The 15,435-nt window shown below is 68.9% G+C and carries 13 protein-coding genes; 8 read left to right on the plus strand and 5 right to left on the minus strand.

Annotated features, from left to right (window positions below):
* Window positions 1-198: 198 nt before the first annotated feature.
* Window positions 199-417, minus strand: a complete 219-nt coding sequence (locus tag ACFPMG_RS19915) for a hypothetical protein (protein ID WP_376996845.1) — start codon at window positions 415-417, stop codon at window positions 199-201.
* Window positions 418-593: 176 nt separating this feature from the next.
* On the opposite strand from ACFPMG_RS19915, the gene ACFPMG_RS19920 reads away from it, so the two are divergent.
* Window positions 594-866 carry a hypothetical protein gene (locus tag ACFPMG_RS19920; protein ID WP_376996847.1) on the plus strand — a complete coding sequence of 91 codons (273 nt, stop codon included), beginning with the start codon at window positions 594-596 and terminating at the stop codon, window positions 864-866.
* An 87-nt stretch (window positions 867-953) separates the two neighbouring features.
* Here the strand turns inward: ACFPMG_RS19920 and ACFPMG_RS19925 are convergent, their stop codons facing one another.
* On the minus strand, window positions 954-1,142 hold the full coding sequence (locus tag ACFPMG_RS19925; RefSeq protein WP_014197963.1) for a 4-oxalocrotonate tautomerase: 189 nt from the start codon (window positions 1,140-1,142) through the stop codon (window positions 954-956).
* Between the two features lie 42 nt (window positions 1,143-1,184).
* Window positions 1,185-1,970: a class II aldolase/adducin family protein gene (locus ACFPMG_RS19930; protein WP_376996849.1), complete on the minus strand. Its 786-nt coding sequence runs from the start codon at window positions 1,968-1,970 to the stop codon at window positions 1,185-1,187.
* Window positions 1,971-2,129: 159 nt separating this feature from the next.
* On the opposite strand from ACFPMG_RS19930, the gene ACFPMG_RS19935 reads away from it, so the two are divergent.
* Both ACFPMG_RS19935 and ACFPMG_RS19940 read left to right on the plus strand, forming a co-directional pair.
* Entirely contained in the window at window positions 2,130-3,620 is a 1,491-nt protein-coding gene (locus ACFPMG_RS19935) for a sigma-54-dependent transcriptional regulator (protein WP_376996851.1), read from the plus strand.
* A complete protein-coding gene (locus ACFPMG_RS19940; RefSeq protein WP_376996852.1) occupies window positions 3,617-5,764 on the plus strand; it encodes a cache domain-containing protein in 2,148 nt (715 codons plus the stop codon). Before ACFPMG_RS19935 ends, ACFPMG_RS19940 begins: the two co-directional genes overlap by 4 nt.
* Window positions 5,765-5,786: 22 nt before the next feature.
* On the opposite strand, the gene fdhE is transcribed toward ACFPMG_RS19940, so the two are convergent.
* A complete protein-coding gene (fdhE, locus tag ACFPMG_RS19945; protein WP_376996853.1) occupies window positions 5,787-6,686 on the minus strand; it encodes a formate dehydrogenase accessory protein FdhE in 900 nt (299 codons plus the stop codon).
* Between the two features lie 509 nt (window positions 6,687-7,195).
* Between fdhE and fdnG the strand changes: the two genes are divergently transcribed.
* The 5 genes from fdnG to ACFPMG_RS19970 all read left to right on the plus strand — a co-directional run bounded on the left by fdnG (window position 7,196) and on the right by ACFPMG_RS19970 (window position 13,765).
* The gene (fdnG, locus tag ACFPMG_RS19950) at window positions 7,196-10,276 is read left to right on the plus strand and encodes a formate dehydrogenase-N subunit alpha (protein ID WP_465252029.1); all 3,081 of its coding nucleotides are present in this window, start codon (window positions 7,196-7,198) and stop codon (window positions 10,274-10,276) included.
* A gap of 3 nt (window positions 10,277-10,279) precedes the next feature.
* Window positions 10,280-11,227: a formate dehydrogenase subunit beta gene (gene fdxH, locus ACFPMG_RS19955; RefSeq protein ID WP_376996855.1), complete on the plus strand. Its 948-nt coding sequence runs from the start codon at window positions 10,280-10,282 to the stop codon at window positions 11,225-11,227.
* Window positions 11,224-11,859 carry a formate dehydrogenase subunit gamma gene (locus ACFPMG_RS19960; RefSeq protein WP_376996857.1) on the plus strand — a complete coding sequence of 212 codons (636 nt, stop codon included), beginning with the start codon at window positions 11,224-11,226 and terminating at the stop codon, window positions 11,857-11,859. The genes fdxH and ACFPMG_RS19960 overlap by 4 nt, the downstream gene beginning before the upstream one ends.
* 172 nt (window positions 11,860-12,031) lie before the next feature.
* Window positions 12,032-12,850, plus strand: a complete 819-nt coding sequence (fdhD, locus tag ACFPMG_RS19965; protein ID WP_376996859.1) for a formate dehydrogenase accessory sulfurtransferase FdhD — start codon at window positions 12,032-12,034, stop codon at window positions 12,848-12,850.
* Between the two features lie 75 nt (window positions 12,851-12,925).
* Window positions 12,926-13,765 (plus strand): hypothetical protein, encoded by an 840-nt coding sequence (locus ACFPMG_RS19970; protein WP_376996860.1) that lies wholly within the window; start codon window positions 12,926-12,928, stop codon window positions 13,763-13,765.
* A 5-nt stretch (window positions 13,766-13,770) separates the two neighbouring features.
* Here ACFPMG_RS19970 and ACFPMG_RS19975 read toward each other — a convergent pair whose 3' ends face one another.
* Entirely contained in the window at window positions 13,771-15,324 is a 1,554-nt protein-coding gene (locus ACFPMG_RS19975) for a hybrid sensor histidine kinase/response regulator (RefSeq protein WP_376996862.1), read from the minus strand.
* Window positions 15,325-15,435: the final 111 nt, after the last annotated feature.

Below are 15,435 nucleotides of genomic sequence, written 5' to 3' on the forward strand. Positions count from 1 at the left end.
GGTCGCCGCCAGGTCACCACGGCACACGCCAAACCAGCCAAGGACGTGGACGCAGCAGGCTTCAAGCACACTTGACAATCGGCTTCATGAACGACAAAGCCGGCGCTTTCCCCTGTGGGAAGCGCCGGTTTTTCGTTGTGTTTGGGATCTCGATGCTGGCCCCCTCCCTAACCCTCCCCCGCTGCGCAGGGGAGGGGATCAAGGGGGTGGGGATTGATTGCCGGAGCGGTGGTTGAGTTGGGTCAGGATCGTCTGGGCCTCGGTCAGCAGGGCGTCGCGGACGCGGATGTATTGGTCGAGGGAGGTCCCGGATTGTTTCCGCGCCTGCAAAGCGGCGATCTGGATATCGAGCGCGTCGAGATCGCGGTCGATGCATTTCAGCGCGTCGCGCGCCCGTTGCTCTTCCTGTGTGTTCATGGCCACTCCTCCCGTGTCTGGTCTGGATTTCCGGCGAATCGCATCCGAACGAGGTACGGCTTTTTGTTTTGGTCTCCCTGGCACTGCTTTTGCTGAACGAGTTCCGTTCACGAGCGTCCGCTCGGCAAGCTGAGAGGGAGACTACGATGGCGTCACGCGGAATCAATGCCGGTTTGGTGATTACGGTCGCTCAGAGTGCCATCGACTTTCTGTGGTCGCATTGGGACGGCTCGTCCAAATCCGTCCGCTCGGCGCTTATGGCCTCGGAATTCTGGACGCTGCAAGCCTATGGCCGGCATGGCCAGTGGGTGCAGTCGGTCACCCGCGACGCGCTGGTCGAATTTCTCGGCAACTACATCGACCGGCGCATGGAGGTCGGCGACAGCGAGGACCGGGCGGTCGCCACGGCGGTCTATCGCCTGACGGGAAAGACGGTGGGTGCAGTTTGAACGCAGGTCAGGGATTGGTCTGCCTGTTTTTTGTCCGGATGCCCATAGGGTGAGCAGCGCTTCCCATGGGCGTCCGGGAAGCGGATGTCACTCGGGGTCGGACCACAGCTTGCCGCCACTGGCCCAATCGCTCTTCTTCACGTCGTGGAAGATGACATCGACCGCCTCCGGGCTGCAGCCGAGCACTGCGACCGAGGCGTCGGTGAGCGCCTTGGCGTAGGCGCGCTTCTGCTCCAGCGTGCGGCCTTCGAAAAGCTGAACGTTGATCAGCGGCATCGTAATTCCATCCCCTCTGTTGCGGACCGCGGTCCAAAAAGCTCAGGTCCTGTAATCCGGGCACCGCCGGTCCAGGCGTCGCAGCAGCGCCGGCCATTCCAGTTCGCCTTCGGGCTCCGGATCGGCGGTGAGCTGCCGGTAGGTCTTGTCGCACAGCTCTGGCGGCGGCGACACCAGTTCCGCGCCGGCCGCCTGCGCGGCGAGCTGCATCCGGCACGCCTTGTCCAGCATGTCCATCAGGCAGAAGGCCTCCGCCACCGTGCGCCCGGTCACCAGACTGCCGTGGTTGTGGAGGAGCAACGCCCGGCAGGTGCCGAGATTGGCGACGAGGCGGACCTTCTCGCTGTCGGTCAGGGCCAGCCCTTCGTACCGATGGTAGGCGAGGTCGCGGTAAAAGCGCAGGGCGTGCTGGGACAGTGGGAGGAGCCCGTCCTTCAGCATCGACACGGACACCGCCGCCTCGTTGTGGAGGTGCATGACGCAGCGCGCGTCCTCGCGCGCCGCATGGACGGCGCCATGGACGACGAAGCCGGTGGCGTTCACCGGGTGGGGGCTGTCGCCGATGATGGCGCCGTGGATGTCGATCTTGACGAGGTTGGAGGCGGTCACCTCGTCGAAGGTCAGGCCGAAGGGGTTGATGAGGAAGCGCCCCGGCTCCCCCGGCACGGCCAGCGAGATGTGGGTGTAGATCAGGTCGTCCCAGCCGCGCTCGGCGACCAGACGGTAGGCGGCGGCGAGATCGACCCGCGCTCGCCACTCGGCCTCACTGATGCCGGTGTCGGCGAGGCGCGGTCCGGCATGGACGAATGATCCGCTGGTGTCCGTCACGGTCGGCTCCCGGTCTGTGCGATGAGCGGGGGAGCGTCGCATGGCGCGGCGTGGTTGTCCAAGCAGGACGCTAGGACTATTCCGGATTTCGGAAATCACTGGCCCGGCTTGGTTGTGGTCCCTTAGGATGCGGAGCTTTCCGCCGCCGAGTGCACAGCGATGACCATGACCGCGCCAGTCTCCACCCCGTCCGACCGCAGCGCGCCGGAAGGGGGGCGAATGGAGGATCAGGCGAAGCCCTCCATCCTTGTGGTGGACGACGAGGAAGGGATCTGCAGTTTCCTGTCGCGCGCGCTGGAGCGGCGCGGCTGGCGGGTCGAGGTCGCGGGCAGCGCCGAGGAGGGCGCCCGGACGCTGGAGCGCATCCACGCCGAGGTGATCATCCTCGACGTCGCCCTGCCGGGCCGCTCGGGGCTGGACTGGCTGAAGGAGCTGATGGCCGGCGGCTACGCCGGCGAGGTGATCCTGGTCACCGCCTTCGCCGACATGGACACGGCCATCGACGCCCTGCGCTCCGGTGCCGCGGATTTCGTGCTGAAGCCCTTCCGGGTCGAGCAGATCCTCAACTCCATCGACCGCTGCGTCGAGCGCACCCGGCTGACCCGCGAGAACTACGTGCTGCGCCGGCAGTTGTCGAAGAAGGACAACGGACGCGACGAAATCGTCGGGCGGTCGGACGCCATGATGCGGCTGCGCTCGCTGGTGCAGCGGGTGGCGCCGACCCCGTCGACGGTGCTGATCCAGGGCGAGTCCGGCGTCGGCAAGGAACTGGTCGCCCGCGCGCTGCACGACCTGTCGCCGCGCGCCGACCGGCCCTTCGTCGCGGTGAACTGCGCGGCGATTTCCGCCGACCTGATCGAGGCGGAGCTGTTCGGCCATGCCCGCGGCGCCTTCACCGGGGCCAAGGACGCGCGCAAGGGGCTGTTCTACTACGCCCACGGCGGCACGCTGTTCCTGGACGAGATCGGCGAGCTGTCGCTGACGTTGCAATCCAAGCTGCTGCGCGTGCTGGAGGAGCGGCGCATCCGCCCGGTGGGCAGCGAGCAGGAGGTGCCGGTGGACGTCCGCGTGGTCACCGCCACCAACCGCGACTTGAAGGCGGAGGCCGCGGCCGGGCGCTTCCGTCCGGACCTGTTCTACCGGCTGGAGGTGATGACCCTGACCATCCCGCCGCTGCGCCAGCGCGCGGTGGACGTGCCGGAGCTGGCCGCGCTGTTCATGCGCTTCCTGCCGGCGCGGCTGGCCGTGCCGCCGCTGACCCTGACGCCGGAGGTGACAAGGGCGCTGATGTGCCATTCCTGGCCCGGCAACGTGCGGGAGTTGCGCAACTTCGTGGAGCGGTCGCTGCTGCTCGGCGAATTCCCGCTCGACGATCTCGACACCGCCAACGCCGCGGCGGTGGAGGCGGGTCTGGCCGCGGACCCCAGCCTGTGCGCCGCGGCGGTGGCCGGCAACCCGCCCTGCGCGCCCTGTCCGGTCCGCCATGTGCGGATGGACGGGGATAACGACGTGCTGCCGCTGGCCGAGGTGGAGAAGCGCCACATCCTGACCGTGCTGGCGCGCTGCGACGGCAGCAAGGCGCGCGCCGCCGATCTGCTGGGCGTGTCGCGCAAGACGCTGGATCGGAAATGCGTGGAATGGGGGGTGTGACGCCTCCATCCCGTTCCCATCCGCCCCGGCCCAACATGCTGAAGCGGCTGGCGGCGGCCTACGCGGAGTCGGTGCGGCTCAAGCTGCTGGCTCTGGTGCTGGCGCCGCTGCTGGTCGGCGCGCCGGTCCTGCTGATGATCGTCTGGGCCTGGGGGACGCAGGGCTACGACCAGCTTCTGGTCAACAAGGTCAGCTCCGACCTGGGGACGGCGCGGCAGTTCTTTGACCGGGTGCAGATGTCGCTGCGCAACGGGCTGGAGGGGGTGGCAACCTCCCACCGCTTGGCCCTGGTGCTGGAGCGCGGCACGCCCGCCGACCTGCGCCGGCTGCTCGACGAGGAGGCGGAGGAGCACGGGCTGGACTATCTGCTGCTGCTCGACGCCGGGGGCATGGTGCGGGCGGGCGGGGCCTTCGCCGTTCCGGCGGACCGCAGCGGCTGGTCGGTGGTGCGCGAGGCGCTGCACGGCTACGCCCAGCACGGGCTGGAGGTCTTCGCCCCGGCGGAGCTGGAGGCGCTGAATCCGGCGCTGCGCCGGGCCGCCCACACGCCGCTGGTGCCGACCCGCGCCGCCCGGCCCGATCCGCGCAATGTCGAAAGTCATGGGGCCGAGGACCGCGGGCTGGTGATCCAGGTCGCCATTCCCTTCGATGGGCCGGACGGCCGCCTGCTCGGGGTGCTGGAAGGCGGGGTGCTGCTGAACGGCAACCAGGGCATCGTCGACCGGCTGAACACCATCGTCTATCAGGACGCCTCGCTGCCGCTGGGCAGTCAGGGCACGGCCACGCTGTTCCTGGGCGACACCCGGATCGCCACCAACGTCCGGCTGTTCGAAGGCCAGCGGGCGCTGGGCACCCGGGCGTCGCAGGCGGTGGCGGACAAGGTGCTGGACCGCGGCGAGCCGTGGCTGGGCTCGGCTTTCGTGGTCAACGACACCTATGTGTCGGGCTATCAGCCGCTGGCCGACACCGCCGGGCGGCGGATCGGCATGCTCTATGTCGGGTTCCTGGAATCGCCGCTGCGCGACACGCTCTACAAGGCTTTGGCCGGGCTCTTCCTGCTGTTCCTGCTGGTGTCGGGACTGGGGACGCTGGTCGGCCTGCGCGGCGCGCGGGCCATCTTCCGCCCGCTGGAGCGCATGGCCGGCGTCATCGCCCGCATCGAGGGGGGCGAGGATTCCGCGCGCATCGGCCCCACCGCCAGCCGGGACGAGTTGGGGCGGCTGGCCCGCGCCTTCGACCATCTGCTGGATTCCGTGGCGGCGCGGCGGTGGGAGCTTCAGCGCTCCGCCGAGGAACTGGACCGCAAGGTGGCGCTGCGCACCGCCGCGCTGGAGGAGGCCAACGCCACCCTGCGCCGCGCCCAGCAGCAGCTGGTGATGAACGAGAAGCTGACCGCCATCGGCGAGCTGACCGCCGGGGTGGCGCACGAGATCAACAACCCGGTCGCGGTGATCCAGGGCAACCTCGACCTGCTGCGCGAGGTGCTGGGCGACGGGATCGAGCCGGTGCGCCAGGAGGTCCGGCTGATCGACGAGCAGACCCGGCGCATCCACGCCATCGTGACGAAGCTGCTGCAATTCGCCCGGCCCGGCGACTTCGCCGGTTACGCCGAGCCGACCGACGTGAACGGCGTGCTGTCCGACTGCCTGGTGCTGACCCGGCACAACCTGAACCGGGCGCGGGTCGTGGTGACGCTGAAGGCCGAGGCGGGCGGGCCGGTGGAGATGAACCGCGGCGAGCTTCAGCAGGTGCTGATCAACCTGATCGTCAACGCCATGCAGGCGATGCCGGAGGGCGGCCGCCTGACTCTGGACAGCCGCGACATCGGCCCGGACGAGCGTCTGCCGGGGGCGGAGCCGTTCGAAGGCGTTCTGGTGGGGGTCGAGGACACCGGCCACGGCATCGCCGCGGGCGATCTGGCTCGCATCTTCGACCCCTTCTTCACCACCAAGAAGCAGACCGGGACGGGGCTCGGCCTGTCGATCAGCTACGCCATCGTCCAGCGCTACGGCGGGCGGATCACGGTGGAGAGCGATCCGGGGCGCGGAACGCGCTTCACCCTGTGGCTGCGGCGGCAGGCCGTCTATTCCGACCAGCCGACCGCGCCCTTCTTCGCCGCCCAGCGGATCACCGCGGGGGGCTGATCCCCCTTTACCCGGCGTTTCTTTACCTGGCGACGGCCAGGAACGGGTTGACGCCGATGCGGCGGTATTCTTCCTCGCCCAGCAGCAGGTCGAGCGCCAGGGTGGCGAGGTCGTCGGCCACCGGGTCGAGGTCCGGCGCCTTCTCCAGGAACAGCAGCTTCAGATAGCTGTGGCAGGCGTCGCAGGTTTCCGCCCGCACCGCGCCGTTGGCCTCCGTGCCGTCCGTTCCTTCGACGAAGCGCTGGGACACGTCCTTGCCGTCGCCGCAGGCCACGCAGGACGAGCGCACATGGTGCCAGGCGGTGTGGCAGATCCCGCAATGGAGATAGCGCAGGCCGCCGCTCTCCATGCCGACCTGCAACACGCCGGCGACCGGCGCGCCGCCGCAGACCGGGCAGGCGGTGGCGGTGGCGTGGGCGGTCACCGACGCCGGGTCGAGCGCCGCGGCGTGGCGTGTCCAGGCGGTTTGGAAGGCCGCGGCCAGAAAGGGTGCTGCGGCGAGGTCGCCGTCCTCCAGCGCGTCGCCGGCCCAGCGCCCGGCCAGAGCCTCCAGGGTGTCGGCGTCGGACGCGGCGAGCGCGGTCAGGGCCTCGCGCGCACCGCCGGGCAGGCTGTCCAGCTTGGCGGCCAGGGTGCGCAGGTCGGCGGCCCACTGCTCCTCCGGCGGCAGGGTGGCGGGGGTGGCGGTCACCGCCGCCTGGGCATCGGCCAGCGTGGCGACGAAGCGCAGCCAGTCGCCCATGGCGTGCCCCTCCGCCAGCGCGCGCAGGCGCGCCGCCCGCCGGGCGAAGATCGCCGCGTCGGGCAGGCGCAGCGGGGCCGGCGACTGGCCCGGCACCAGACCGGCCGCGGCCATCGCGGCGGCGGTCGCTTCGGACATCGCCGCTTCGGAAATCGGGGCGTCGGAGGAGGAGGCGGTCATGGTGGCTTTCCCGGTCACGGATCACGAACGATGAGAAGGGATAGCACAGCGCAAGAACGGTGCCAGGAGGACCTGTATTCCCTCTCCCGTCCCGGGAGAGGGAAGGGGCCCACGCAAAGCGTGGGAAGGGTGAGGGTACCGGCAACGGGCAGGCGCCTTGATCCTCGCGCGACCCTCACCCGCCCGCTGCCGCGGGCACCCTCTCCCGGGGCGGGAGAGGGAATAGACACCTCCCGACAGATTGTCCTCCACACAAACGTCAGGGACATTTTGTCCATCGGCGGCTGGACAAAATGTCCCTCGGCGTAGTGCGGGCATGATCGTTCCGTCTGTCCGCCCCAGCAAATTCCCCGCATTCCGCCCATGGCCCCGGCTGGCACGGAATCTGCCCTTTGGGGGATGCGCCGCTCCGGCCGGGTCACCCCGGACGGCGCGCGCGCCACCGGCTCCAGGCGCTCAAGCGCCGGGCCGGAACATCCTGACACCAGGGCCGACATCAGGGAGGTTTCATGCCCATCACACCCATGCAGGTATCACGGCGGCAGTTCTTGAAGGTCACGGCGGGCGGTCTCGCCGCCTCCAGCATGGGGGTTCTGGGCTTCCTGCCGTCCGAGGCGCTGGCCGAGGTGCGCCAGTTCCGCCTCGCCCGCGCCAAGGAGATCCGCAACACCTGCCCCTACTGTTCGGTCGGCTGCGGCCTGCTGATGTACAGCCTGGGCGACGGCGCCAAGAACGCCAAGGCCGAGATCATCCACATCGAGGGCGACCCCGACCATCCGGTCAGCCGCGGCTCGCTCTGCCCGAAGGGCGCCGGCCTGCTGGACTTCATCCACAGCCCGAACCGCCTGAAATATCCGGAGGTCCGCGAGGCTGGCTCCAACAGCTGGAAGCGCGTTTCCTGGCATGAGGCGATCGAGCGCATCGCCCGCCACATCAAGGACGACCGCGACGCCAACTTCGTCACCAAGACCGCCGACGGCGTGACGGTGAACCGCTGGCTGTCCACCGCCATGCTGACCGCCTCGGCCTCCTCCAACGAGACGGGCATCCTGACGCAGAAGGTCATGCGCTCGCTGGGCATCGTCGGCACCGACGCGCAGGCCCGCGTCTGCCACGGCCCGACCGTGTCGGCGCTGGCCTCGACCTTCGGGCGCGGGGCGATGACCAACAGCTGGGTGGACATCTCCAACGCCGACTTCATCCTGATCATGGGCGGCAACCCGGCGGAGGCGCACCCGGTCGGCTTCAAGTGGGCGGTCGAGGCGAAGAAGCGCGGCGCGCGCATCGTCGTCGTCGACCCGCGCTACAACCGCTCCGCCGCGGTGGCCGACGAGTATCTGCCGATCCGCGCCGGCTCCGACATCGTGTTCCTGGGCGGCGTCATCAACTGGCTGGTCGCCAACGACAAGATCCAGTGGGAGTATGTCCGCGCCTACACCAACGCCGCCTTCATCGTGAAGGAGGGCTTCGGGTTCGAGGACGGGCTGTTCAGCGGCTACGACGCGGCCAAGGGCCAGTACGACCGCTCAAGCTGGAATTACGAGTTCGAGGCGGACGGCACGACGGCGAAGACCGACCCGACGCTCCAGCATCCGCGCTGCGTGTGGAACCTGATGAAGGCCCACTACGCGCGCTACACGCCGGAGCTGGTCGAGGACCTGACCGGCACGCCGAAGGACGGCTTCCTGCGCGTCTGCCAGCATCTCGGCTCCACGGCGGTGCGCGACCGCGTCGGCACGATCCTCTACGCGCTGGGCTGGACGCAGCACACGGTGGGCGCCCAGAACATCCGCACCATGGCGATGATCCAGCTCCTGCTGGGCAACATCGGCATGCCAGGCGGCGGCGTGAACGCCCTGCGCGGCCACTCCAACATCCAGGGCCTGTCGGACCTCGGCCTGCTGTCCACCAACCTGCCGGGCTATCTGACCCTGCCGTCGGAGAAGGCGCACCCGACCTTCGCCGACTACATCGCCAAGACCGCGCCGAAGGCGCAGGCGCCGGGCCAGCTGAACTTCTGGGCCAACACGCCGAAATTCTTCGTCAGCCTGCTGAAGTGGTTCTGGGGCGACAAGGCGACGGCGGAGAACAACTGGGGCTACGACTGGCTGCCCAAGTGGGACAAGATGTACGACGTGCTCCAGGTCATGGACCTGATGCACAACGGCAAGGTCAACGGCTTCATCGTCCAGGGCTTCAACCCGCTGACCTCCTTCCCCGACGCGCGCAAGACGGCGGCGGATTTCGCCAAGCTGAAGTACATGGTGGTGATCGACCCGATCGCCACGGAGACCGCCTCCTTCTGGCAGAACCACGGCGAGGTCAACGAGGTCGACACCGCGTCGATCAAGACCGAGGTGTTCCGCCTGCCCTCGACCTGCTTCGCCGAGGAGGACGGGGCCATCGTCAACTCCTCGCGCTGGCTGCAATGGCACTGGAAGGGCGCCAACCCGCCGGGCGAGGCGAAGACCGACCAGGAGATCCTGGCCGAGCTGTTCATGGCCGTCCGCAGCCTCTACGCCAAGGAGGGCGGCACCGCGCCGGAGCCGATCCTCAACCTCTCCTGGCCCTACAAGAACCCGCTGGAGCCGACGCCGGAGGAGCTGGCGAAGGAGATGAACGGCCGCGCGCTGGCCGACATCCCCGATCCGAAGGACCCGGCGAAGTTCCTGGCCCGCAAGGGGGAACAGCTTCCCAACTTCGCCCTGCTGCGCGACGACGGCACGACGATGAGCGCCTGCTGGATCTTCGCCGGCTCCTGGACGCAGGCGGGCAACCAGATGGCCCGGCGCGACAACACCGACGCCGGTCTGGGCAACACGCCGGGCTGGGCCTGGGCGTGGCCGGCCAACCGCCGCATCATCTACAACCGCGCCTCCTGCGACCCGTCGGGCAAGCCCTGGGACCCCAAGCGCACTCTGATCGCGTGGAACGGCACCGCCTGGGCGGGCGCCGACGTGCCGGACTTCAAGGTGGACTCGCCGCCCGCCGACGGCATGAACCCCTTCATCATGAACCCGGAGGGCGTCGGGCGGCTGTTCTGCACCGACAAGCTGGTGGACGGCCCCTTCCCCGAGCATTACGAGCCGATGGAAAGCCCGCTCGGCACCAACCCGCTGCACCCCAAGGTGGTCAGCAGCCCGGCGGTGCGCATCTTCAAGGCCGACCGCGAGCGGCTGGGCACCCATGACCAGTTCCCCTACGTCGGCACCACCTACCGCCTGACCGAGCATTTCCAGTTCTGGACCAAGAGCGTGCGGCTGAACGCCATCGCCCAGCCGGAGCAGTTCGTGGAGATCGGCGAGACGCTGGCGGCGGAGAAGGGCATCCAGGCCGGCGACTGGGTCCAAGTCTCCTCCAAGCGCGGCCACATCAAGGCCAAGGCGGTGGTGACCAAGCGCATCAAGGCCCTGAAGGTGGCGGGCCGCACCGTCCACCAGATCGGCATCCCCCTGCACTGGGGCTGGGAGACGGTGGCCAAGAAAGGCTTCCTGTCCAACACGCTGCCGCCTGCCGTCGGCGACTGCAACACCCAGACCCCGGAATACAAGGCGTTCCTCGTGAACGTCGAGAAGATCGGAGTGGCGTAAGTCATGGCACTGCAATCCCTCGATATCCTGCGCCGGTCCGCCACCCCGACGCCGACCCCGCAGGCCCGCAACCCGCAGGAGGTGGCGAAGCTGATCGACACCACGGTCTGCATCGGCTGCAAGGCCTGCCAGGTCGCCTGCTCGGAATGGAACGAGCTGCGCGCCGAGGTCGGCACCTGCGTCGGCGTCTACGACAACCCGACCGACCTGTCCGCGCAGGCCTGGACGGTCATGCGCTTCAACGAGGTGGAGGAGAAGGGCAAGCTGGAGTGGCTGATCCGCAAGGACGGCTGCATGCACTGCGCCGACCCCGGCTGCCTGAAGGCCTGCCCGTCGCCGGGCGCCATCGTGCAGTTCAAGAACGGCATCGTGGACTTCCACCAGGAGAACTGCATCGGCTGCGGCTACTGCATCTCCGGCTGCCCGTTCAACGTGCCGCGCCTCAGCCCGGCCGACAGCAAGGCCTACAAGTGCAACCTGTGCTCCGACCGCGTGGCGGTGGGGCAGGAGCCGGCCTGCGTCAAGACCTGCCCGACCGGCGCCATCCAGTTCGGCAGCAAGGAGGACATGATCGAGGTCGCCCAGACCCGCGTCACCGACCTCCAGTCGCGCGGCTACGACCAGGCGGGCCTCTACGACCCCGCCGGGGTGGGCGGCACCCACGTCATGTACGTGCTGCACCACGCCGACAAGCCGGCGCTCTACTCCGGCCTGCCGGACAACCCGTCGATCAGCGCCGTCGTCGGGGTGTGGAAGGGCATGCTGAAGCCGCTGGCGACGCTGGGCGTCGCCGCCGCCGGCCTGTTCGGCTTCTTCCATTACATCACGGTCGGCCCGAACCGCGCCGATGACGAGGACGAGGCGGATCACGGCACGCCGCCGGTCCCGCCCGCCCAGGGGACCAAGCATGCCCATGGGATCAAAAACGAGGAACGGGAGAACGCGCTGTGAAGACGTCGGAAAAGCTGATCCAACGCTACTGCGCCGCGGAGCGCATCAACCACTGGATCGTGGCGGTCTGCTTCGTTCTGCTCGCCATCTCCGGGCTGGCCTTCTTCTACCCGGCCTTCTTCTGGCTGACCGGGGTGTTCGGCACGCCGCAGCTCGCCCGCATCGTCCATCCCTTCGTCGGGGTGGTGATGTTCCTGGCCTTCGCCCGCCAGTTCTTCCGCTACGCCCACCACAACCTCATCAACAAGGAGGATGTGACATGGATGATGTCGGTGAAGGAGGTGATGAAGGGCAACGAGGTCGGCGACATCGGCCGCTACAACGGCGGCCAGAAGGGCATGTTCTGGGTCATGGTGCTGTGCATGATCCTGCTGCTGGTGTCGGGGGTGATCGCGTGGCGGCCCTATTTCGCGGGCTACTTCCCGATCCCGGTCATCCGCGTGGCGCTTCTGGTCCACGCCGCCAGCGCGCTGGTGCTGATCGCCAGCATCATCGTCCATGTCTACGCCGCGCTGTGGGTGCAGGGCACGATCCGCGCGATGGTCGAGGGTGTGGTCACCCACGCCTGGGCGCGCAAGCACCATCCGCGCTGGTTCCGTCAGGTGACCGGCAAGGAAACCGGGCATTCGTAACCCTTGAACCCTCTCCCGCCCTGGGAGAGGGTGCCCGCGAAGCGGGCGGGTGAGGGTCGCGCAAGGGTCAGATGTTTTGCCTTGCCGGCACCCTCACCCTCCCGCCGCTTTCCGGCGGGCCCCACCCTCTCCCGGGGCGGGAGAGGGAATATCTTCCGTAAGGATATCCGCCATGAGCCTCGCCATGGACTTCGCCGCGCCGTCCACCACCCACCGCATGACCGTCCTGCGGCTGGGGCCGGACGCCGCACAGCTCTGCGACGACGCGGTGGTGGAGGAGGTGCCCGTCGCCATCGCCTACAACGGCATCGTCCATGCGGTGATGCTGGCGACCCCCGACGATTTGGAGGACTTCGGCCTCGGCTTCTCCTTGTCGGAGGGGATCGTCGCCGACGCGGAGGAGCTTGAAAGCCTCCGGGTCGTGGACGGCTGCGACGGGATCGAGATCCGCATGGAGATCCCGATGGAGCGCTTCATGGCGCTCAAGGGCAAGCGGCGGAGCATCGCGGGGAGATCGGGTTGCGGCGTCTGCGGCGTGGAGAGCCTCCAGGCCATCGCCCGGTCCGGCCAGCCCGTCCCCTCGGGCGGGCGGCTGTCGGTCGGCGCGGTGGAGCGGGCGCTGCCCCGCTTCGCCGAGCGGCAGACCCTGCACCGCGCCACCGGGGCGGCGCACGGCGTCGCCTGGGTGAACGTGGCGGGGGAGATCCTGGCGGTGCGCGAGGACGTCGGCCGCCACAACGCGCTGGACAAGCTGATCGGCTGGCTGGTGCGCACGGGCGTGGACCGGCGGGGCGGCTTCGTCCTGACCTCCAGCCGGGCCAGCTACGAGCTGGTGCAGAAGGCCGCCCGTCTGGGCATCAGCGGGCTGGTCGCCATCTCCGCCCCCACCGGCTTGGCGGTGCGCATGGCGGAGAGCTGCGGCGTGTCGCTGGCCGGCTTCGCCCGCGGCGACCGGCTGGTCGTCTATAGCCACGGCGACCGCTGGGCGTAGGCGGCTGCACGGAAAGCGTCACGGCAGGCGCCGCTCCGTCGTCTTGGGAATACCGCACGGATGACGGAGACCCCGATGCCACTCGACAGGGCCGCGATCAAGAACACCAAATCCAAACCACTCGATTTCGCCGAATGGCGGGACAGCGTCCAGGACGCCGCCCAACTCAACGGGCTTGTGAATCTCAGCGTGGTCACCGATCACCACATCTGCCCGCAAAATGTCCTGCTCGATCTCCGCAACAAGGCTGTGGACGCCAGCAGCGACGGGTACCTGATCAGCATCGGCACCTATGCGGTGAACAACGCCGTGATCGCGCAGACCCAGGACCCGCAGGCCCGGATGGAAGCGCTGATGGAGCGGATCCTCTGGGCCTTCGGCAACGTCTTCCCCGGCGCAGAGAATGTGATGCGGGTGGACGATCCCATGGACATCGGCGGATGGGAGGCGGAGGGAGCGCTGACCAAGGCGCTGCCCTACGCCAACCAGCTTAAGGACCTGCTCGTCCAAGTCATCACGACGCCGTCACGCGCGAACTGGCAGGAGGTCGCCAACCACGTCAACCCGCAAGGTCCGGCGATGCTCAAGGCCCGGAAATCCATCCTGAAATGGGCGGACGCCTGGGCAACCCACCCCACCTACCGCATCTACATCCGCCTGACGAAAGCGGAGACGGAAAACTGCCGCCGGAGTTTCAAATCCTTCTCCGGCTCCGGAGCTTGGGTCCATCCCCAGCATGAGGTTCTCAATATGGTCGCGAGAAAGCTGGCCATCTGGGAGTCGACGGTCACGAACAGCACCGGCGAGGACCAGCGCATCGCCTACAAGGCCATGCGCGACGACATCAACCAATCCTGCTTCAACGGCCAGAAAAAATGCTGCGACCGTTGGCTGGAGCATCATCAAGCCCCCTGACGCGGCTAACCCTCTTCCGGAGCCTGGGCTGCCGACGATGCCCCGGCCGATGCCCCGTCGTCGCCGCGCAGCCGTTCGAGAACCTGCCGCAGATCGCCGGGGTGAAGGGGCTTGTGCAGGAAGGAGCAGCCGCGGCGCTGGCCTTCCAGCAGGGCGCTCTGGGCCGTCTCGCCGCTGAGCACCACGGCGGGGATCTCGCAGCCGTAGAGGCGGCGCACCCGGTCGATCACGTCGAAGCCGGACACCTTTCCAGGCAGCCGCAGGTCGGTCAGGATGACCGACGGAGGCTCGGGCAATCCGTCCAGCACCGCGAAGACTTCCCGCATGTCGCTCGCCGCGGCGACGGTGCAGCCCCAGCTTTCCAGGATCATTTGCAGGCCGGTCAGCACCATGGCCTCGTCGTCCACGGCCAGCACGGTCATCCCGGTCAGGGGCGGGGCGGTGGCGGCAGAGGGCGGGGGAGCGGGGGGGCCACAAGGCGGTTCAACCGGGGGGGTCGCTGCCTCCAGCGAGACGGAGAAGACCGTCCCGCGCCCGATGCGCGACCGCACCTCGACCTGGAGGCCGAGAAGCTCCGCCAGCCGGCGCACGATGGCGAGGCCGAGGCCCAGCCCGCGGTTGGGGTCGCGGTTGGGGTTCTGGAGCTGGTGGAACTCGTCGAAGATGGCGGTCAACTGCTCCTCGGGGATGCCGAAGCCGGTATCCCAGACATCGATGCGCCAGCGGTTGCCACGCCGCCGCATGGCGAGCAGCAGGCCGCCGTGCCGGGTGTAGCGGATGGCGTTGGTCAGCAGGTTGCGCATCACCCGCCCGAACAGCACCGGGTCGGTCTCCACCGTGCCGGGGCAGAGGCGGGCGCGCAGGCGCAGGCCCTTCTCTTCGCTCTGCGGGCGGAACTCCTCGACGAGCTGGCCCAGAAGCTCGTCCAGGGCGACCGGCTGCGGGTCCGGCGTCACCGTGCCGGCGTCCAGCGTGGAGATGTCGAGCAGCGCGTTCAGCAGCCGCTCGCCCGCCGTCATGGCGTTGCCCAGCATCTCGGCCGTGCTCAGCGCCTTCTCATCGCTGATCTGGCTGCACAGCGCGTCGAGGAACAGGCGCATCGCCTGGAAGGGCTGGCGCAGGTCGTGGCTGGCCGAGGCGAGGAAGCGCGACCGCGCGGCGGTCGTCCGCTCGATCTCCGCGCGCATCTCCCGCTCCATGCGGGCGACGACCCGGTCGTCGGGGGCCGCCTGGGTGGCCAGCGCCAGCACGCCGACCGTCTCCCCATCCTGGGTCAGCGGCACGCCCTGGAAGGCCGCGGGATCGGCGTCGCCCACGGGCAGAAGCTCGATGCCGACCGGCTCCTCGGTGTCGCCGGAAAACAGCGGGTCGACGGCGCCCAGCACCGCCGGCCAGACCGCCCCGAACCAGATCGGGGCCGGCTGCCCGCCCGCCGCCGGTTCCTTGCCGAGAAGGGCGCACAGCGCGTCGTTGGCGAAGAGGGTGGCGGCGTGCGGCGGCCCGCTCAGAACGAAGGCCGGCAACGCGGCGGCGCGGCAGACGCGCAGCGCGTTCTCCACGCACTCCGTCTCCGCTGGCGCGGAGTCGATGCTGGTCCTGTTCCCATGCCGAGACGTCACGTCGGTCTCTCTAACCGCTAGAGCTGAAGGTGAAGCACCTTAACCTTTGGT

Source organism: Azospirillum himalayense, assembly GCF_042657465.1.
GTDB classification, from domain to species: Bacteria; Pseudomonadota; Alphaproteobacteria; order Azospirillales; family Azospirillaceae; genus Azospirillum; species Azospirillum himalayense.